The sequence below is a fragment of the Algoriphagus yeomjeoni genome (assembly GCF_003259505.1).
Taxonomy (GTDB): domain Bacteria; phylum Bacteroidota; class Bacteroidia; order Cytophagales; family Cyclobacteriaceae; genus Algoriphagus; species Algoriphagus yeomjeoni.
Window position 1 is genome coordinate 465,991 of sequence record NZ_QLLK01000002.1, and the last position, 20,239, is coordinate 486,229.

Below are 20,239 nucleotides of genomic sequence, written 5' to 3' on the forward strand. Positions count from 1 at the left end.
AAGGATGTGAAAATTATTTTATTAAAGCTTCAAAAATTACAACTAAGCAATTTATTCTATAGGAAAAGATCAAAAACACTTGGTATCAAAAGTTAGTAATACCCTTTCTCCTGCCTCAAATAATCCAGCGGGATATGCACTAAAAGAATGGTGCTAGAAAAAGGTAACTAATAGCCCCCAATTTGCTTTCAAGCTGGATCTTCTTTTCAATATAAAGTCGAACGTAAGTAAGGAAATAATACTTTACCAGAACATACCATGTATAGGGTATTTTGTTTATGAAACCATCCTCGATTTAAATCATCTTCAAAAGCCTGTTTTCAAAATGAATCAGAAAGACCATTCAAATCCGTAAACCGCTTAACTGTTTTAACTCCTAAATTTCTCTGATTACCCAAAATCACCTTCGATGAGCCGGTTGTACACTAGTCAAGTACCATCACAGAAGTCCTAATAGTTCTATGCAAATTCAGATCATAATTTTTGATATGAATAATAGCAGCATAGCTTCCATTAGAAACCTTAAGCCCATTGTAGGTCCCATCCCATACACAGCTGGATTTCAACTCATTGCTAGGAGCATCATCTTCACAATGATAAATCAACTGCCCCCAACGGTTAAATATTTTAACTTCAATATTATCCGTTAAATTATCAGGATAAATTTCAAAAATCCGAGCTGGGTCATTGATCCAGATAGCGTTTGGAAACCTCAATTCCGGCTCACACTTCTCTTCTACTTCAAACTCTGAAAAGAAGGTACAACCTAACATATCTAGTGCTTCCAATTGATATTGACCGGCTTCTTGCGGGATAAAAACTCGTTCATTACCGACCCTGTTCCCATTCAGCATCCAGCTTACTTCTTTAAAATTCACTCCGACTTCAATCTCCACTTTTTCATTTCGTTCTGGGCAAAAGCTGTATAAACTGCTTAAAACTGGAGGATCTGTGAAAGATTGGCGTACCTCGAATTCTGTTCGGCCAATCAAGCATCCATTCACATCGCTTAGCGTTACTTCGTAGTTTCCTTCTTCAGATACGATTAATTGTCTGGTATTTTCAAAAAGGGTAAGCATTTCATTTCCATCAGTGCTAACCTTAAACCAACGGATAACTAATCCATCAGAGTCCGCGACCAAGTCTACAATCGTTGAACTGTCATCGCTGCAGAAGGGTCGTAGGTCTATTTCAACTTCGTATGGCTGGATTATTTCGGCTTCAAAACTTTTTACCGCTGGACATAAATCAGAATTCACATGTATCCCCATGACCGAATAAGACCCAGTTTGAACCAAAGCAAAACTTCCGTCTGCCTTACGTGGGACATTGCTACGATCCGGAGCAGTTAGAGTCAACACTACATCAGGCCCAATTTCCGGAAGCCAAGCGTATTCCGAACAGGCTAGAACAGTTCCTGGCACATCAAATTGCACTTCTTCCTTACCTTCGACAGTTACCAAACTGATTTGATGAGGATTCCCTTCTCTGTCAACAAGTTCCAAAGAATAGGATCCTGGAACTGCTTCAATTATCAATTGAGGTTGAGCAAGAAAAGGCACTAGCGGCTCACTTTCTCCAGTTGTCAAATCTGTAAGAATATAAGAACCGCTCTGTTGTTCATTCCATGTCAAAGTAATTCGACCCTTCCCACTTGCTCCAATTTCGCAGGTAGCCAGCTCAGTATTTAAAGAATAATCTAAAAACCCCGGCACCAAAGTGACCCCTGAAACTCTCTTCTCATCATTGTCAGAAACCAAAGTCCCTTGCAGGTCATTTGCATTCGTTTGGGCAAACAGCCAGATTTGTTGATTTGACATATCCCACGAAGAAATCAAATAATTTACCTCAAAAGAGCGCTCTTCCTGAGGGCCTAACACTGGAATTTGCCAATTGGCACCTTTTAGATTCTCATTGACAGACACATTAAAAAGCGTGTTTTGCCCAAGATTTTTGATCGTGATTATAAAAATCACTTCTTCTCCTTCGTTGGTAAATCTTTCTATACTGGAGGTGATTGATAGATCTATTTCAGGCTGAAGGCTACAGTCTTCTATGTAAACTGAAACTTCATTTCTTTCACTTTCGCATTCTCCTTCTTTCAAATGACTCACCCAAATTGAATAGTGCTTTGGGGTTGATAGATCGATCATTGGAGCACTGCTCATTGGACTAGTACTTGGGTCGTTATCTGTAAAAAATTGTAGGGTATATCCTGGCTCCGATGCCAATTCATAAGGAATCTTTTTTGCTTCCATGCAATAGGTTAAGGTACCTATCAACGGAGGTGGACTGGAAGGAATAACAGTTAGTTCTACAGGAATTCGCAATCCTGTACAGCTTCCTTGTGGCCCTTCAGAAACCCATACTTTCTCAGTGCCTACCAAAGAGGTATTGACATAGTAATTGATCAAAGGAGTACCACCAAACTCATCGACAAAGAAGTACACTTCGAACCCTTCCTGAGTAGGCATAATTAGATCAGCCAAGTCTGCTGGTGTGTCTCTGTGGCAGAATACAGGGATATTATCCAAATTTAAATCTGTATACAATTCAAAGTCTTGGCAATGACTGGCTATAAACTCTGATTTTCCTGCAATAGGAATTTCTAAAGCGCCATAGATCGCATTACCTTCACAAACCCCCTCTTTATAGCCTTTGATGAATGGAAGTCCGGAAAAAGGCTGATCCGAAACACTACCTATCCCAGAGATAGCCCCATTTACAGATAGTGATGACTCACAATTATCATTGGCCAAAACAAAACAGTCTTCCGTAAATTTAAGAGTGTACCTCAGTGAAGTGATGATTTCATCGTAGGTGTTGGGAACTGGAATGTCTCCCAAATCCCAGACTATGGATCCAGATACTCCCAAGTTTGGATCGAAAATTACAGTTCCAAAGCCATTTGGGGTAATTTCTGCACTAACAAATAAGGCATTATAGGGCACCGGTATCACTAGCTTGTTTTGTTCGGTTGCCTCAGTGCCTACATTTCTGATATCCACCTGAAAAGTAACCTCCTGTCCAGGTTTTACAGTAGACGAGTCGTCAACAGGGGCACCAGCTATACTTATCAGTTTGTTGTAAGCTTCTATATCTGGTGTGTAGCTAGAGACCGAAAACGCAAAAGCATATAAAGCAAAGAGATCTTGATTGGTACCATAGCGGAATTTCACCGAAGACTGACTATTGGCAATTAGAGAGTTGTCAGGATTCGGAACCTGCCAATTGACGATATCAAGCCCCAAGTTGTTTTTTAGGTTTGGAAACCGCTGATTTTCCACAAGATCACCACTTTTCATCAGCACGGGGGTGTAGTTAGAAGAATTAAAGAAGTTATCCGTACTATTTGCAGGGTGGCTCAAGCGGCTCCAATTGCCTTTTTGATCTTGTATTTCCAAAAAATCCCCTCCGATACTATTATCACCTTCGCTGGCCATAATCCCCAATTTCAAATTTACCGGACCATTCTCAATAGCACCAAAGCCTTTGATTTCCAGTTCACCGGTTTCAACTTCCCCATCCAAGGATTGAATAAATGTAAAACCATCAAAAATAGTGACATCACGGAAGTTCATCTTGGAGTTTTGATATACTACGACCAGTCCCCAACTCCCGAACATGCCAGTTTCATCAGAAAAACCCTCATTCAAGGCTAAATCAGCGACAGTATAAGACCCTGCACCGTATTCTTTGACCAGGTCGGTAACATCCGCATAGCCAACATACATATCCCTGAGCTCCTGATCTGGGAATAGAATAGCATTCCCGGAGGAGGTGATTTCCTGATAATCAATTGCACCTGGAGGCTTAAATTTCAGTTTCCTTTTGTCAAACTCCTGGGTATAATAAGCCGCCGGACTATATGTTCCCGAGCTTTGCAGCATAACGGAATTCTTGGCATTTATGAATTCATCATAACTTAATGCCATTGAACGAATTACGCCATTAACAAGGATATCCATTCCGTTATCACTTAACGGAATGGACTTAAACGTTGCTGTAGACATCCCATTTGACTCTTCGATCTGAAGATTTTCTACAGGCTTCCATCCAGATTGATTAAGATCATATTCTATCGTGTTGTCATTTGTAAAACGGATGATTAAATGGTTCTGACCATCCTTAGCCACGATCTCATACTGCGGAAAAGGTCTGTTTTCCGAATCAAACATTGTAAACACATAGACGGTGTAAGGAAGGTATTCTAGGTCTTTACCTTGCTCTACTGTGTCTTTTTTACTATTCAAAGTTACAGGAGCCAGAAACCCCTCCTTTTTTGTCAGCTCAAATGTCATTCCTGGGTTTAGTGTTCTGCCAGACCAATAGAGACCTGCGTAGATGACATCGGTGCAATTTGTGTCAGCCCCATTTTCGTCTGAAAAAAGTAGCGTAGCAGAAGAAGAATTAAATGTGCTCGGCACCTCATCAATATCTACAAAAATCATTTCTCCATTCGAATTCGGAGTATCAACTGAGTAATACTTTAAGGTCATGTTCGTATTTCCAAGAAGGGTGAAGTCCCCCCGAATCTGAAAAATATTATTGGGAACATTGGATGAGCCAATTCTGTGTCTGAATGGAACTCGATAGTCATTTTGAGCTTTCAAATCCTGAAACAGTCCCAGAAAAATAAAAAGTAAATAGAGGGAAATTAACTTTCCGGCGTTCAAGTAGCGAATCATTTGTAAACCATTCAAAAAAGACCTTAGTTTTCAGGGCTGAAAGTAATTCTATTATTTCTAATTCCTAGTTGATGACTATAGATTTATTTAATGGATTGTAATAAGAAGCTAAGCGGTATAACATATGCTAATGCTTCCTTCAAATTGATTAAAATGATCTAAGTGTTTTTTTTGAAGGAATAGTATTACAAAGGCCATCATAAAATCAAAAAGAGGCTGTCTCACTGGTTGAGACAGCCTCTTTCACCCAAATAGAATCTAATTAATCATTCAAAACTACCGTCACGATTGACCTTGCTGGAATAGTAACAGTTTCCTGAGAGACATCCAGCTGAATCGTTTGCAAATCCATTTCTTTAGAGGTGAGGTTTAGACTCTTTATAGAACTGGAAGTACCATCTAGCTCTAGTTTAGCCTCAAAATCCTGAATTCCTGAATTCACCAAAACTATAACGACCTCTTCCTCGTCGGTGGAGTGATAGGCTGAAACCAGCAAGTCAGGTGACAACTGATTTTCCTTTCCTGTATCTACGGCAATTCGCTGATAACCTGGCCGAATAAATCGGCTGTAATTGCCTAAGGCCCAGAGCATTTTACTTTCATAGAAATTACCATCAGCCTTGTCCTTATCGATATAAACCAAGCCATCCTTATAGTTATAGGGAGAAATTGCCAACCACCAATGCCATGCACTGGCGTTCGCAACAGTCAGGTCATTGTGGATCACACGAGCCATGTAGAGCGCTGGATCAATCCCCAGGTCTCTACCACTTCCATTGATTTCACCACCGTTGTCACCCAGTATGCAATATTCACTCATCCAGAAACTCAGACCTGGAACTGAATTAACCTCAGCAGCAACTTGAGAGCGCTGCTTCACGGCAGATTCAAATGGTGAAGTAGTGAAATAACTGTGGGCAGATATAGTTGGACTAACATGTGCAAGATCTGCGATGTAATTGGAAGATTCTGGGTGGAAAAAAGCTGTGATCTGTTCACCCCTTCCTTCTTTATCTGCTTGCTCGTAGAGGTAATTAATCTTTCCAGCTTCGGCCACATCGATCTTCGTACCCAAGCCATGTCGAGTCAAAGCAGCATCAAGTGATTTCACTATGCCGGCAATTTCAGAATTCCAAAATGGAGTTCCCTCCTGACCACCATCCGACCAATCCCACTGCGGCTCGTTTACCGGACTCACGTAATCTACCAGTAGTCCCTTCGCTTCTAACCCTTTGATGACCTGCGCGAGGTACTCTCCAAACTTTTCATAGTTTTCTGCTGCCAAATTAGAATGGCCACCCGATGCATAGGCTTTGCCCGTTTTGGTAAAGTTTACCGGGGGACTATTGGGGAAAAGAAGTAATTTATTTACACCAAACTCCTGTGCAGCTTTGGCGAACCAAACTTGTCCAGCCTGCCTGTCCCAGTTGTATGATCCATCGCTTTCCAGAAAAGACTCAGCTCTCCTCCACTCATCATTTATTCCGCTTTGATCACCCTGTTGGGCACTACCAGCACCTACATTGAATCGCCAAAGTGATAGGCCAATACCTTTGGGGTTTCCCGCAGCATCATTATCATTACTGAAAAGTAGTTCAGCAATAGCAGTCTTCTTTTGATCAGGCCAAAGCCCTACAAACTGCGCAGACCAAGCGTCAGATGCCCCAAAGTGCTCGATTACCTGATACTTTTCCGCAGGCTTTGCATTGATTTTAACGGTTAAAACTGGAAGTTCCTGGCTTGTCTTATCCTGTCCTGAGGACTGGCAGGCCAAAAAGGTCCCTAATGCCCCCAATACGAGTTGTCTGAAAAACAACCTTTTACTAATCATTTCTGTAATTTTCATAAATATGTGTTGTAAAAAAGGGAAGACGCTAAGCTTCCCTACAAACTGATCAATAGCCCGGGGTTTGTTACAACTGGTCATCAGATGTAAATTCTCTGACCTTGGAATTGGTAAACAATAATTCTGGGTTTCAAACTTCTTAACGTTGAGCGATATTTTTCTATGGTAAGTTAAGGTACCTTGTCAGCTTTCACAATTTCTATTCCGTAGGCTGCCGCATTTTCTATCTCAACTGGAGTCAAACAGCTTCTCACATCAAAATAGCGAAGGTCCTGAAAAGCAAGTTGAATTCTTTGCTCATGATAAAAACATAATGTCCTGTAACTCGCGGATTATATAATAAGACTGTAAACTCTACTGATTTAAAATTTCCTAAAATCACCAATACTATATCCTCAGCATATTTATACTGTTTGTTTTTGTATATGTTTGCAAATTATCGCTTAAAAAATCTGTGGCATAAGTTTGGAATAATCTCAACATACCTTGCTCTTCAATTCACTTGACTTTGCGGTCTTTCTTCCGGTAGTATTCATCTTGTACTGGTTTGTACTTGGTAAAAACCTAAAATCGCAAAACCTCCTGATCGTAGTTTCGAGCTACCTTTTTTATGGATGGTGGGACTGGAGATTTTTGGCTTTGATTGCATTCAGTACCTTAGTTGACTTTCTGGTAGGAATACAACTAGCCAGTACCAAAGACTCTGTTCGGCGCAAATGCCTTTTAATATTGTCTCTTTTGATCAATATTGGCTTACTGGGATTCTTTAAATACTATAATTTCTTCCTGGATAATTTTGTAGACGCTTTTACATTCATGGGAATGCCGATCAAGGAAAATACCTTGAACATTATTTTACCTGTGGGAATCAGTTTCTATACGTTTCAGACGATGAGTTATTCCATCGATATTTATCGCAAAAAGTTAGAACCCACTAAGGACCTGGTAGCATTTTCAGCATTCGTCAGTTTCTTTCCGCAGCTGGTAGCAGGGCCTATTGAAAGAGCTTCAAACCTCCTTCCTCAGTTCTACCAAAAAAGGAATTTCGATTATAGCCAAGCTACTGATGGATTAAGACAAGTTCTTTGGGGACTGTTCAAGAAAATTGTCATTGCAGACAATTGCGCTGAATTTGCCAACACCATATTCAACAATTCTGCTCAATATGAAGGAAGCACGCTGCTGTTGGGAGCGTTGTTTTTCACCTTTCAGATTTATGGGGATTTTTCAGGCTATTCTGACATTGCCATTGGTACTTCCAGGCTGTTTGGATTTAGTTTAATGCAAAATTTTGCCTTTCCTTATTTCTCCAGAAACATGGCGGAATTTTGGAGAAGATGGCATATTTCGCTTTCTACCTGGTTTAGAGACTATGTATATATACCGCTAGGTGGAAGCAAAGGAAATACCTTGCAGCAAATCCGAAACATCTTCATCATCTTCTTATTAAGCGGTTTTTGGCATGGTGCAAACTGGACATTTATAGTCTGGGGGGCATTAAATGCCATTTATTTTATTCCGCTATTGCTGATGGGTAAAAACAGAAAGCATCTGGCTACTGTGGCTTCGGATGGAGAAGGGCTGAGTTTGAAAGAATTATTAGCCATGATAGGTACTTTTAGCTTAACGGTCTTTTCATGGATTTTCTTTAGAGCTGAAAATATGGCGCATGCACTCAGTTACATTTCCCGAATGTTCTCCAACAAATTAGTACAGTCCCCCGACTTCTCCCAATTTCCCGGAGCCATTACCTTATTGGTTCTGATTGCTGGTTTTCTTTGGGTAGAATGGAAAGGCAGGCATGGCCAATTTGGGATAGCTGGACTGAAGTTTATTCCAAGAAAAGCTTACCGATGGTCTATGTATCTATTGATTATTTTAGCCATTGATATTTTCGGCAATACCTCTGAACAAATAGAATTTATATACTTCCAATTTTAAGGGTGCTATGATTGAAAGGTTCTTAAAAAATATTGCTGTCTTTATTGCATTACTTATAGGGCTCAATTTTCTTCTATTCTTTTTAATAAAGGGATTTTATATCCGGGATTATAACGACGTAAACCTCAACTATTCCTCCTTTTTACTTGCCGATTCACATGGTACTCCGCTCGGGGATTTTACAGAAATCCACAATGTCCATAATTTTTCAGGCCAAAGCGATTCCTACCTGGACATGGAACGAAAGTTAAACTTTCTGGTTAGGAACACCCAAGTAGAAAAAATATATATCAGCGTTGACGATCACACCCTGTCTCCCACTAGGGAAGATCAAAACAACTTAGACCGATCAGCCTATTACACTAATTCTAATGATTACGCTAACTACCTAGAATACTTCCATGAAAAATACCTTTTTTATTATTGTGTCTTTCTGAATGATCGCTATAGTTTAATAATAAAAAACTTCATTCAAAACGAGATGTTCAATTTCTCTAAATGGGGCGGAGTTCGATCGAAAAGTACTTGGGAAAGCCTTTCAGATGTGCAACAGGAGCAAATTAGCCAAGACCGAATCAACAATTACTTTGAAGCCCAAGCACCTTCTGATAAAATGTCTGAATCATTAAAAAGGATTATTTCTATCTGCAAAGATCAGGACATAGAACTGATAGGATTGAGATTCCCACTATCCAAAACTTATGTTGATCTCCTAAATGAGGAAAGCTATGACGCGGATAGTATTTTGACAAGTTATAATTTGCCTATCATAGATTACGACAGCTTGTACTTGGAGCAAGACTCACTATTCAGAGATATGGATCATTTGGATAGAAAAGGTGGTGAAAAATTCGCCAAGATTCTTTTCGGGAAAAAGAAAGATAATAGCCTCAGTTAGTTCTTAGAATGAAATAAGAAAAAAGGTAGTTCGAGAACTTTCATATTTGCCAATAACAAAAAGTATAGGATTCATTTTAAGTTGAGTTACCTATCCTCTCCTATCACATAAGTCCGCCCAACTTGAATGTGTAGCTATTGCACCTCCATGACTACTAAATAGGTGGTATAACCTAAGAATGCAAGCAGAAGCAATGCGGCCTCCCAGCGGTCAAGTGTTTTCTTTTTACCAAGAAACATGGCAAGAAACAAAAACATAGTTCCTAAACCCAGCAAGTAAATATCCTGATTAAATGACATGTTGAATTCCAGTGGTTTGATAAGCGAACTCATCCCTAGAATCAGGAAAATATTGAAAATATTGGAGCCGATTATATTTCCAATTGCGATATCATTGTTCTTTTTTATTGATGCTACTACCGAAGTGGCCAGTTCCGGTAGCGAAGTTCCCGCGGCAACAATTGTTAGCCCGATGATTTTCTCACTTACCCCCAAAGACTCCGCCATTGCCACAGCATTATCCACAACCAGCTTACCTCCAATCACCAACCCGGCTAAACCTCCCACAATAAACCCCCAGATTTTAAGATTTGAATATTCTTTATGATGAGTATTTACAGAAACCGGATCGGATTTGAGCAGAGTGAACACGTAAAAAAGAAACCCTCCGAAAAGTGCCAATAAAATAATACCGTCGAGTAAGGAAAGCCCTCTGTTTTCACCCATGAAAAAATCATTGGCCAAAAGTAATAACACTATTACCGCCACAAAGGAGAACGGTATTTCTTTCCAAACAGTGCTAGACTGAACCGCCAAAGGTGTCACAAGTCCAGCAATACCGAGTATGAAGAACAAATTGAAGTTATTCGACCCGATGACATTGCCATAAACTATATCCTCATACCCGCCCAAAGAAGCAACGAAGTTCACCACTAGTTCTGGGGCCGAGGTCCCAAATGCAACAATTGTCAGTCCTATAGCGAGATCGGAAACTCTATGTTTTTTTGCCAGGACTGATGCCCCGTCAACCAACCAATCAGCCCCTTTGACTAATAGTAGCAACCCTGCAATAAGAATAATAACCTGAAGTATCATAAGGCAATTAGATGCTATTATAATAAAGGATAAGAATAGAATTAACCATAAATCCTACCCAAGAAATAAGAATATAACTTATCAAATCAATGTGATCAACCCAAATGGCTAAAAGGTGAAGATTTACAAGAAAATCACTTTAGCTATCCTACTTTATCAGAATTTGGCTTCTTCAACACCAGAAAGAAGCAATACACCGTAACCGAAATGACGGCAACCTGGGTGATGACAGCTAGAATTAATGCGGAACTATTCATGCAATCGGGATTTACGTTTAACTCCTGAATACCATACAATGCCAACTATCACCAAAAACAAAGTGATCAATTGGATTCTAGCCATAGAGGAAAAGAAAATTTTCTTTAAATAAAATGCTTCATTTTGAGCGTCTTCTAATAAAAGCTGCTTCAGGTCATCCTGAGTAACCTTTGAAACCAGAGAACCTGAATCAAAGTCCCATCCTTCTCCGGCAACTAATCCTGAAAGTGCTCCGCTCCAATCATTCGCTTCTGGGGTAAACAATGCGGCAGATAATACAAGTATCAAAAGCAGTGGAGTTACGTATTTCATGATCCACTTATAGGCGAGTGGGATCTTGATATCTGCACCGTGATTCAATTCTTCCCAGGCCTTATTCATACCGAAAACCCAGACGAATAGTATCGTCTCTAGGAGTGCAAACACGACCAAACTAACTGTTCCTGCCCAATAGTCATATTCATCGAAGTAACCATACTGGTAAAATAAGATGGTAGGCAGCCCCATGATAAGTGCTATTATTCCAAAGCTAAGTGCTCCCTTTACTTTTCCCCATCCAAATTCATCTTGCATGAATCCCATCCAAGGGGTACCCATAGCCAGAGATGAGGTGATCCCAGCAAAGAAAAGGAGTCCAAACCAGCAGAGGCCTGCGATCATCCCAAATACCTCGCCCCACTGTTGAAAAAGGTAAGGCATGGTCTGGAATGCCATACCGAATCCGGCATTAGCTATGACCCAGTCAAGCCCAAGAAATCCTGCCGCGATAGGTATAACGATTGCACTGCCCAGCACGATTTCCACAAATTCGTTGGTAAATCCCGAAGCAAGAGAGTTAAGTGCGATATCTTCATTCTTTTTTATATATGAAGCATAGCATTGAATAGACCCCATCCCCACCGAAAGTGTGAAGAAAATCTGTCCTGCAGCTGCCAGCCAAACTTTGGGGTCCAGAAGAGAAGAATACTGAGGTGTCCAAAGAAAATTAATTCCTTCCCAAGCATTTGCACTTGGAAATGCATCAGAAGCATAGTCGTCTCCCATAGTCCAACCTTTAAATGCGAGTACTGCCCCAAACAAAATTAGAAGAGGCATTCCGACCTTTGCCACTTTCTCTATTCCTCCTAATCCCGTGGAAAGAATATAAATATTAACTCCAAGCACCAGTAGGTAAACCAGCGCAGGAAGATAGGATATTCCGAAATCAGCACCGTCCAGCTGTACATACTGCATAAAAAAGTTGCTTACTTCCTCCTTTGACATGCCTGTGAAAGTACCTATCAGCGTATGAATGACATAGATAAATGTCCAAGACTCGATATAGGTGTAGTAGGCCACCACTGCTATGTTCGTGAAAATCCCGAAAACGCCGATGTATTTCCACAAGCTGCTTTTACCCATGGAATCCAATATATAGGGCGTACTGTGGTTGCCTGTCCTTCCACCAAATCTACCGATTGACCATTCAGTGAATAGCAATGGGATGCCCATTAACACAAAACAAACCAGGTAGGGAATAATAAAAGCACCACCTCCATTTTGTACAGCCTGAACCGGAAATCGCAAGAAATTGCCCAAGCCTACAGCATTGCCTGCCATGGCTAAAATCAACCCAGTTCTGGAGCCCCAGGATTCATTTTTACTTTCCATATATTTTAGAAATAAAGCAGGAATGGCCATTGTTGACCATTCCTACTCATTTAGCGAATTAAGATATTTAGTAATGCTGCCCACTTCTCTGCTAATACTGTCTCACCTTGCAAATCCGAAAACTCCTCCCCGTCATAGATCTCCAACACTACGTTTTTGTCTTCAGGTGACTTTGGAATGAAGTCAAGGCTAATGTATTCAGGAAGCTTGTGAACATGAGTTTTGTCTGAAGTCTCCTCAAAAATTTTGGTGATGTTCACTTTTTTGAAGTTTTTCAGATCGAGAGTTTGTACCAGGTGCTTTGGCTCTTGCTGCAAGTATAGTAATACGCCCAAACTACTGTCCAGACCTATAGCATACCGCTGTCTCCAAAACTCGGTGATTTCAGGTTTGGCTCCTGAACTTTCAGCAAGTGAGGTTATCTCAGCTTTTAGTAAAACTTCTTTATTATTATTTTTTCGCATTTGATACGCGAAAGGCAAACAAAATGCAACAGTGAGTATGCTTGACATAATCACAATCACAGGATCAATTTCTAACATGTGAGTGGTATTTATAAACTAATAAAATAAGAATCTAGCCGTCAGAACGGCAGTATTTTATCAGTAATCCTACCAGGTGTAGAAAAAATGAATGAAAGTCACCTTCACATCAAATAATGGGAAGGACTTTTTGAAAAGTGAATGAAATAATGACGTACTGTCCCCCTCATTACTTAGGCTATTCCATGTGGAATTAAACTTTGCCCATACACTCCAATCCACGACAAAGGAAGGAGTCTTTGGGTGATCCGCCGATAATAAAACATGAAGTGATGGGGATTCTGATTCCAGAACTACACCGATCCTATTTTCAGGATTAGCGTCTAAATCCAGCTTAGGAGATACTAATGGCATAGCAAATAGGCTAACTAACCATACTAGGCCAAAGAGCAATGCAATTCGCTGTTTATTCATTTAGTTTCCACTGAAATCGAGGCGAAAGGTAATTGAATAAAAAACATTCTAATACTTCCTTTGGCAGATTTAATTTGAAAAATATTTAGCAGCATAGTAAAACACAAGAGTTAATTCAATCAAGCCTTTTTCTTTGAAGTAAAAGGCTCTGAATTAGCTTTAATTAAGCCTTTTGTCCAAACCTTAAAAAAATCGAGCGATCTAGATTTTACAGCCAATCCTTTGGGCCGACTTTGAGTCGTGTAGAGACATCCCATTGTCGTCACAGCAACCTTTGCTTAGAATAAGAACTAAAAGGCCTCGTCTACCTCAGCGCGCACAACCTGACACTGAGGATAAAACTATTCACTAATTCAAAGCCAGGATCAAAACATCCAATTGTTCGATATGTTGCAAGATCATAAATAAAGGTTTTGAAAGCTTGATGGAAACTAAACTTCACAAGAAAACCTAGCTAATTTTTATAATGCAAGCCATAGGTTGAGTCCGCAATATATTTTTGGGATAAAATAGTTGGTAGCTAGGATCAACTATCAGTTTAAAGACCATTTTTAATGGTTATATCTGATTTATTATACTATTTTAAAGTAATTCAGTCATGATAAATCATAATTCAGTCGTTTTTTAATCTAAAACAGGAAGAAATGACGGGAATAATACTGGAAATTAGATCACTAAAACCTGTTCAATTATTGATATGAATTTTAAAATCCCAAAACTACCTAAGTCACCCATGTCCATCATGGTGATTTTAATGTTTGCCATACTCGCTGCATGCGGAGGAAAAGGCAATCAAAATTTTCTTTCATCCTCGGAGCCAAGACGAATAGAGATCCTAGTGCTCGGCCATGAAAGTGAGCATCACAATTCAGAAAAATTGATGATGTACCTGCAAACACCTTTGTTTCAAAAAGGAATCAACCTCACCTACACTACTGATGTAGCTGATTTGAATTCCACCAAGCTTAATAATTATGATGGCTTGATGATCTATGCCAATCATGATGAAATTACAACAGAACAAGAGTCTGCTTTAAAATCATACATAGAAAGTGGCAAAGCATTAATTCCAATCCACAGTGCTTCGTTTTGCTTCCGCAATTCTGATTGGTTCGTCGAGGCAGTCGGTGGGCAATTTAGCACCCATGGTACTGGAGATTTCACAGCCACTATTGTGAATGCAGATCACCCAGTTATGAATGGAATTTCTGAGTTTGAGACTTGGGATGAGACTTATGTACACAGTCAAGTGAATCCAGATATGACCGTCCTAATGGAGCGCGTAGATGATAAGGGAAAAGAGCCTTATACTTGGGTTCGTGAGCAGGGAAAAGGTAGAGTATTCTACACTGCCTATGGTCACAACGAAAAGACTTGGGAGAAAAAAGAATTTCAAGAATTAATAGCAAACGGTATCCTTTGGGCTGTAGGCGATGATGTAAATGAGCTATTGGCTGAATATAACATTCCACAGCCTCAATTCGAGGACGCTGATATTCCAAATTACGAAAGAAAAGATCCGGCACCACGTTATCAGTTGCCACTTTCTCCTGAAGAATCCATGAAACTAGTTCAAGTGCCAGTAGGCTTTGAGCTGGAGCTATTTGCCTCTGAACCTATGATCATCAATCCTATTGCTTTTGCTTGGGATGAGAGAGGAAGATTATTTGTAATTGAAACAACCGATTATCCAAATGAAATTCGAAAAGAAGGCGGTGATGATAAAATCAAGATATTGGAAGATACCAATGGAGATGGTAAGGCAGACAAAGTAACCATCTTTGCCGAAGGCTTAAATATCCCTACTTCCATCATGGCAGTTAATGGCGGCATGTTGATATCTATGGCTCCAGACTTTGTATTCCTAAAGGATACTGACGGCGATGACGTTGCTGATGTACAAGAAGTGGTGATGACTGGATGGGGTAAATTTGATACACACGCTGGTCCTTCCAACTTAAAGTACGGGTTTGATAATAAAATCTGGGGAGTATTAGGTTACTCTGGATTCAATGGCGAAGTAAGTGGCAAGAAATTTAATTTTAGCCAAGGCGTATATAGATTCACGCCAACTTGGGAAAATATGGAATTCCTTGGACGCACAAGTAATAACACTTGGGGTTTAGGTTTCTCAGAGGACTTCGAAACGTTCATTTCTACAGCTAATGGACAGCACTCAGTCTACTTGGCAATGGAAACTAAGTATGCCAAAAGAACTGTGTATAGAGGAACGCCAAATACTGCAACGGGTATAGATACGCATTACGATATGCCTCATTTAACTCCATACCTCAGACAGGTGGATTGGCATGGAAGCTACACTGCTGCTGCAGGTCATAATTTATATACTGCAAGAAATTTCCCTAAAGAATATTGGAATCAAATGGCATTTGTAGCTGAACCAACCGGCCGTGTGCTTCACAATTCACAAATAATCGAAGAAGGTTCTGGATACAGAGAGAAAAATGCATTCAACATACTAGCAAGTTCTGACGAATGGTTTAGCCCAGTTCATGCGGAAGTGGGTCCTGATGGTTCACTTTGGGTAGCAGATTGGTATAACTTTATCATTCAGCACAACCCTACTCCTAGAGGATTTGAAAATGGAGAAGGTAATGCATATATCAACCCATTAAGAGATAGACAACATGGTAGAATCTACCGTCTAACCTATAAAGGCAATGATTCTTCTGAAACCTTTGATTTGAAAGATGCTGATGGTGATGAGCTTTTAGCTGCACTGCAAAGTGACAACATGTTCTGGAGATTGACTGCTCAGCGATTGATTGTAGAAACCCAAAACATGGATGTATTGGAAGGATTATATGAGATCGTCAATAATCAAAATGTAGATGAAGTGGGGTTAAATGCACCTGCAATCAATGCACTTTGGGCACTGCACGGACTTGGTGTACTAGATGGAAACAATGCAAATGCACAACAAGTCGTAGAAAAAGCATTGACTCACCCATCTGCTGCAGTGAGAAAGAACGCAGTGAGAGTAATTCCTAAAAATCAAGCTGCATTGGATGCCATCCTTGCAGCCAATTTGATGGAAGATGCAAATCTTCAGACCAGAAAAAATGCAATTGTTGCAGTCTCTGAGATGCCGACTTCAGCAGATGTTTCTAAAAAGCTTTTAGCTATATCAGAAAATAAGGATAATGCTAATGATGAGTTTTTACCACAAGCAATTTTTGCTGCTGCATTGACTCACCCTACGGCATTTGAAGGAAGAGAAGTTGCTCCGAAATCTGAAGCTGATTCCTTGATGAGCGTAGCTGACAGAATTGCTAAAAGCTTAGTCACTGAGTCATATACCTTGAGTCAAAGAAATGCTCTTCTTTTCCCACCTGATCCTACTGGCAAAGAAATGACCATTGAGATGGAAGTTTCTCCAGGCAGAGAGGCACTTGACGGTGTGATGGTAGCGCAAGGAAATGGTACTAATGGCTATAGCCTATACGTTTACAAAGACGCTTTACATTTTGCAGTCGCACAAGATGGCGATGTGAAAATCATCAGTTCCCGAAAAAACCTACCTTCAGAGCGATTCCTTGTGAAAGCAATGCTTATGGCAGATGGTAGCATGGCCTTAATGATTGATGGAAATGAAGTTGCTAAGGGTAAAACCAAAGGATTATTTACAGGACCATTATCTCCAGAAAATGTTCGTGTGGGTCAGTTTGATTCCAACAACAAAGTTGGGGACTATGAAGGTAATTGGAGATTCTCAGGCAGAATCGGAAATGACTCAAGTTTGGAACTTAAAAAAGCTACTGCACCTCAAGGTGGCATGGCAGTATCCTCAATAGAGCAATCAGTTGAAGTAGTAAAAAATGGTCTAGTTACACTAACTGCAATTCCGCACGAGATGTCTTTTGACAAATCATCATTTATCGTAAACGCAGGAAGCAAGCTAGTGGTAGATTTCAATAATCCTGACTTCGTTCAGCACAACTTGGTAATTGGAGCTATTGGTTCCCTAGAAAAAATCGGTCAGGCTGTGGACCAAATGGCTCAGGATCTGACTGGAATGGACAAGAGTTTTATACCTTCAATTTCTGAAGTATTGGCGTCAACCAGCTTGGTTTTCCCAAACTCTACAGATACAATTATCATGACAGTACCTTCTCAAAAAGGTGATTATCCATTCGTTTGTACACTTCCGAATCACTGGAAGCAAATGAACGGTATAATGAAAGTAATATAAAGGATGCCAATTAATGTAAAATTCGGTGTAAGCACCTGGCTTTGGACCTCTCCATTCAGTTCAGAAACACTCAGTCTATTACCAAAAATTAAAAACTTTGGATATGATGTAGTGGAGATACCTGTAGAAGATCCAGCGCTAATCAATATACCAGAAGTAAAAAAAGCACTTAGCGATAACGGCCTTGAGGCCGTTATCTGCGGAGCTTTCGGTACTAGCCGAGATTTCACCAATGAAGATCCATCATTTCATAAAACCAGTTTTGACTACTTGGACCAGTGCTTTGAAATAGCTGCTGGACTAGATGCCAAGTTTGTAGCTGGTCCTATGTATTCTGCTGTGGGAAAAGCCAGATTGGTATCCCCGGAACAGAAAAAAATAGAATGGGATCGAGCGGTGACTAACCTACGCACAGTATGTCATACAGCCAGAAAATTCGGTTTGGACATCGCTCTGGAGACATTGAATCGCTTTGAGACTGATCTTATCAATACCTGTTCGGAACTGATGAGATTGATTACTGATATCAATGAGCCTGAAGCGAAAGTGATCTTGGATGGTTTTCACATGAGTATAGAGGAACCAAATCCTGAGGCGGCAATCAAACTGGCCGGGGATAAATTGATTCACTTCCAAGTATCTGAAAACTATCGTGGGACACCTGGCACAGGAACTACGCCATGGGATGCGTATAAGCGCGGCCTTGAAGCGATCAACTATCAGGGCGTCGTATCCATCGAGAGTTTCACTCCAGACGTCAAAGAACTAGCAGGTGCAGTATGCATCTGGAAGCCTTTGGTTCCGTCTCAGGATGGGTTCGCCAAAGAAGGCTTGGAGTTTCTAAAAAGCTGGGCTGCTGGTTAATTAAGACTTAAAATCAATTGAAGTACTCAACCAAGAATTCGATGAACTCGATATTTTAAGGAGAGTAGCGACCTACTCCTCCTCTCCTTTTGTACTTTACATAAAATTAAAAACCTATTTTACCTATTTATTTATACTAACATACTTACAATTAAAATGAGTAATAGACCCTTTAATATCGCCATAGTTGGACTTGGTTTCGGAGCAGAATTCATTCCGATCTACCAAAAGCACAAGCTGTCTAATATGTATGCCATTTGCCAAAGGAATAAGGAAAAAGCTGAGGAGATTGGCAAAGCCTTTGGTATTGAGAAAGTTTACACAGATTACGATGAGTTGTTAAAAGATCCAGATGTAGATGCTATTCATATAAATACTCCAATCCAAAATCATGCAGAACAATCTTTAAAAGCGCTTAAAGCTGGTAAGCATGTAGCTTGTACCGTTCCTATGGCGACTTCTGTAGAAGATTGTAAAAAGATCGTAGAGGAAGTTCAAAGAACTGGCCTGACCTACATGATGATGGAGACAGTAATCTATAGCCGTGAATTCCTGTTTGTAAAGGAAATGTATGAGAAAGGTGAATTGGGTAAAATTCAGTTCCTCAGAGCATCACATCAGCAGGAAATGGCGGGCTGGCCAGGATATTGGGAGGGCTTACCTCCTATGCATTATGCTACTCATTGCGTCGGACCGGTTTTAGCTTTGCCAAAGGCCCAAGCTGAGTATGTTTCATGTCTAGGATCTGGAAGAATAGACGAGAACTTGATACCAAAATACGGTTCTCCTTTCGCCATAGAAACCTGCCATATCAAATTCAAAGATTCTGATTTGGCCGCTGAGGTGACTAGATCACTATTCAATACGGCAAGACAGTACCGTGAGAGTTTTGATGTGTATGGTTCAAAAAAATCATTTGAGTGGACGCTGATTGAGCATGAGGACTCGGTGATTCACACCGGAGAAAGTCCAGAGAGAGTAAAAATCCCTGATTACGGACATTTACTTCCTGATGAAATTGCTTCATTCACCACTGCTGGAGTTTATGATGGTGATGACAACCAGCATTTGTCGTTTATTCAAGGATCAGGTCACGGCGGGTCTCACCCACACTTAGTGAATGAGTTCTTGAATGCCCTTGCAGAAAAGAGAGCTCCTTATCCAAATGCTAAAGAGTCAGCTAATATTACCTGTGTTGGGATTTTGGCACACGAATCTGCAATGGACGGTGGAACAATCAAACATCTTCCTGAGTTTACTCTTAACAGTCATTAATCGGCCTGAAAAACAGATTTATTCAACGTAGGCCATTGGATATAAATAGATTAAAAGAATGAAAACTAAAACCATATCAAAAACTGCTATCCTGGTGTTGGCAGTAATGTCATTTGCTTGCGGGGGCGGTGAATCCTCTGCAGACAAAGTCGAATCAGATAAGACGCCTGTTGAAGTAGAAGCTGCTAAACCAGTGCCTGCCATAATTGAAGAGCCGATTGTTGAGGAAGAGCAGGTAGAAGAAGTAATAGAGGAACAGAGTACTATCGCTCTTTCTGGCGAGCAGAAAATCGCGAATTCTGATTGTCTTTCTTGTCACTTGGTAGAAAGAAAAGTTATTGGCCCGTCGTTCAAGGAGATAGCTGCAGAGTACAAGCCGACGGAGGATAATATCACCATGCTGGCTTCCAAAATAATCAATGGTGGTGCTGGCGTATGGGGAGAGGCGGCAATGTCTCCGCATCCAGCTTTAAGTGAAGCAGACGCGAAGGAGATGGTCAAATATATTTTGAGCCTCTACGAATAAATTTAATTTGTTAATATGTTGAAGGAGTGT

The 20,239-nt window shown here is 40.3% G+C and carries 12 protein-coding genes; 6 read left to right on the forward strand and 6 right to left on the reverse strand.

The window, feature by feature from the left end:
• Nucleotides 1–425 precede the first annotated feature (425 nt).
• Both LV83_RS05310 and LV83_RS05315 read right to left on the reverse strand, forming a co-directional pair.
• On the reverse strand, nt 426–4,703 hold the full coding sequence (locus LV83_RS05310) for a T9SS type B sorting domain-containing protein (RefSeq protein ID WP_158530502.1): 4,278 nt from the start codon (nt 4,701–4,703) through the stop codon (nt 426–428).
• A gap of 247 nt (nt 4,704–4,950) precedes the next feature.
• Entirely contained in the window at nt 4,951–6,534 is a 1,584-nt protein-coding gene (locus LV83_RS05315) for a glycoside hydrolase (RefSeq protein WP_245946999.1), read from the reverse strand.
• 486 nt (nt 6,535–7,020) lie between these two features.
• Between LV83_RS05315 and LV83_RS05320 the strand changes: the two genes are divergently transcribed.
• Both LV83_RS05320 and LV83_RS05325 read left to right on the forward strand, forming a co-directional pair.
• Complete coding sequence (locus tag LV83_RS05320; RefSeq protein WP_111610491.1) at nt 7,021–8,475, forward strand: MBOAT family O-acyltransferase; 1,455 nt, start codon at nt 7,021–7,023, stop codon at nt 8,473–8,475.
• Nucleotides 8,476–8,482: 7 nt separating this feature from the next.
• On the forward strand, nt 8,483–9,373 hold the full coding sequence (locus LV83_RS05325) for a hypothetical protein (RefSeq protein ID WP_245947000.1): 891 nt from the start codon (nt 8,483–8,485) through the stop codon (nt 9,371–9,373).
• Nucleotides 9,374–9,507: 134 nt separating this feature from the next.
• Here LV83_RS05325 and LV83_RS05330 read toward each other — a convergent pair whose 3' ends face one another.
• From LV83_RS05330 to LV83_RS05345, 4 genes are all read right to left on the reverse strand, one after another.
• A complete protein-coding gene (locus tag LV83_RS05330) occupies nt 9,508–10,467 on the reverse strand; it encodes a calcium/sodium antiporter (protein ID WP_111610492.1) in 960 nt (319 codons plus the stop codon).
• A gap of 249 nt (nt 10,468–10,716) precedes the next feature.
• Entirely contained in the window at nt 10,717–12,375 is a 1,659-nt protein-coding gene (locus LV83_RS05335) for an SLC5/6 family protein (RefSeq protein ID WP_111610541.1), read from the reverse strand.
• A gap of 50 nt (nt 12,376–12,425) precedes the next feature.
• Nucleotides 12,426–12,917 (reverse strand): hypothetical protein, encoded by a 492-nt coding sequence (locus tag LV83_RS05340; RefSeq protein WP_111610493.1) that lies wholly within the window; start codon nt 12,915–12,917, stop codon nt 12,426–12,428.
• Between the two features lie 69 nt (nt 12,918–12,986).
• Complete coding sequence (locus LV83_RS05345) at nt 12,987–13,331, reverse strand: hypothetical protein (protein WP_111610494.1); 345 nt, start codon at nt 13,329–13,331, stop codon at nt 12,987–12,989.
• A gap of 697 nt (nt 13,332–14,028) precedes the next feature.
• Between LV83_RS05345 and LV83_RS05350 the strand changes: the two genes are divergently transcribed.
• The 4 genes from LV83_RS05350 (at nt 14,029) to LV83_RS05365 (ending at nt 20,209) form a co-directional block, all read left to right on the forward strand.
• Nucleotides 14,029–17,544 carry a PVC-type heme-binding CxxCH protein gene (locus tag LV83_RS05350; RefSeq protein ID WP_245947001.1) on the forward strand — a complete coding sequence of 1,172 codons (3,516 nt, stop codon included), beginning with the start codon at nt 14,029–14,031 and terminating at the stop codon, nt 17,542–17,544.
• 3 nt (nt 17,545–17,547) lie between these two features.
• Nucleotides 17,548–18,408, forward strand: a complete 861-nt coding sequence (locus LV83_RS05355) for a sugar phosphate isomerase/epimerase family protein (protein ID WP_111610496.1) — start codon at nt 17,548–17,550, stop codon at nt 18,406–18,408.
• A 156-nt stretch (nt 18,409–18,564) separates the two neighbouring features.
• Nucleotides 18,565–19,683: a Gfo/Idh/MocA family protein gene (locus tag LV83_RS05360; protein ID WP_111610497.1), complete on the forward strand. Its 1,119-nt coding sequence runs from the start codon at nt 18,565–18,567 to the stop codon at nt 19,681–19,683.
• Nucleotides 19,684–19,741: 58 nt separating this feature from the next.
• Nucleotides 19,742–20,209 carry a c-type cytochrome gene (locus LV83_RS05365; RefSeq protein WP_170124556.1) on the forward strand — a complete coding sequence of 156 codons (468 nt, stop codon included), beginning with the start codon at nt 19,742–19,744 and terminating at the stop codon, nt 20,207–20,209.
• Nucleotides 20,210–20,239 lie beyond the last annotated feature (30 nt).

Coding starts and splice junctions, on each gene's coding strand:
- LV83_RS05315 (WP_245946999.1), bottom strand. CDS start 6,534: ATGAAAATTACAGAAATGATTAGTAAAAGGTTGTTTTTCAGACAACTC.
- LV83_RS05325 (WP_245947000.1), top strand. CDS start 8,483: ATGATTGAAAGGTTCTTAAAAAATATTGCTGTCTTTATTGCATTACTT.
- LV83_RS05330 (WP_111610492.1), bottom strand. CDS start 10,467: ATGATACTTCAGGTTATTATTCTTATTGCAGGGTTGCTACTATTAGTC.
- LV83_RS05335 (WP_111610541.1), bottom strand. CDS start 12,375: ATGGAAAGTAAAAATGAATCCTGGGGCTCCAGAACTGGGTTGATTTTA.
- LV83_RS05340 (WP_111610493.1), bottom strand. CDS start 12,917: ATGTTAGAAATTGATCCTGTGATTGTGATTATGTCAAGCATACTCACT.
- LV83_RS05345 (WP_111610494.1), bottom strand. CDS start 13,331: ATGAATAAACAGCGAATTGCATTGCTCTTTGGCCTAGTATGGTTAGTT.
- LV83_RS05350 (WP_245947001.1), top strand. CDS start 14,029: ATGAATTTTAAAATCCCAAAACTACCTAAGTCACCCATGTCCATCATG.
- LV83_RS05355 (WP_111610496.1), top strand. CDS start 17,548: ATGCCAATTAATGTAAAATTCGGTGTAAGCACCTGGCTTTGGACCTCT.
- LV83_RS05360 (WP_111610497.1), top strand. CDS start 18,565: ATGAGTAATAGACCCTTTAATATCGCCATAGTTGGACTTGGTTTCGGA.
- LV83_RS05365 (WP_170124556.1), top strand. CDS start 19,742: ATGAAAACTAAAACCATATCAAAAACTGCTATCCTGGTGTTGGCAGTA.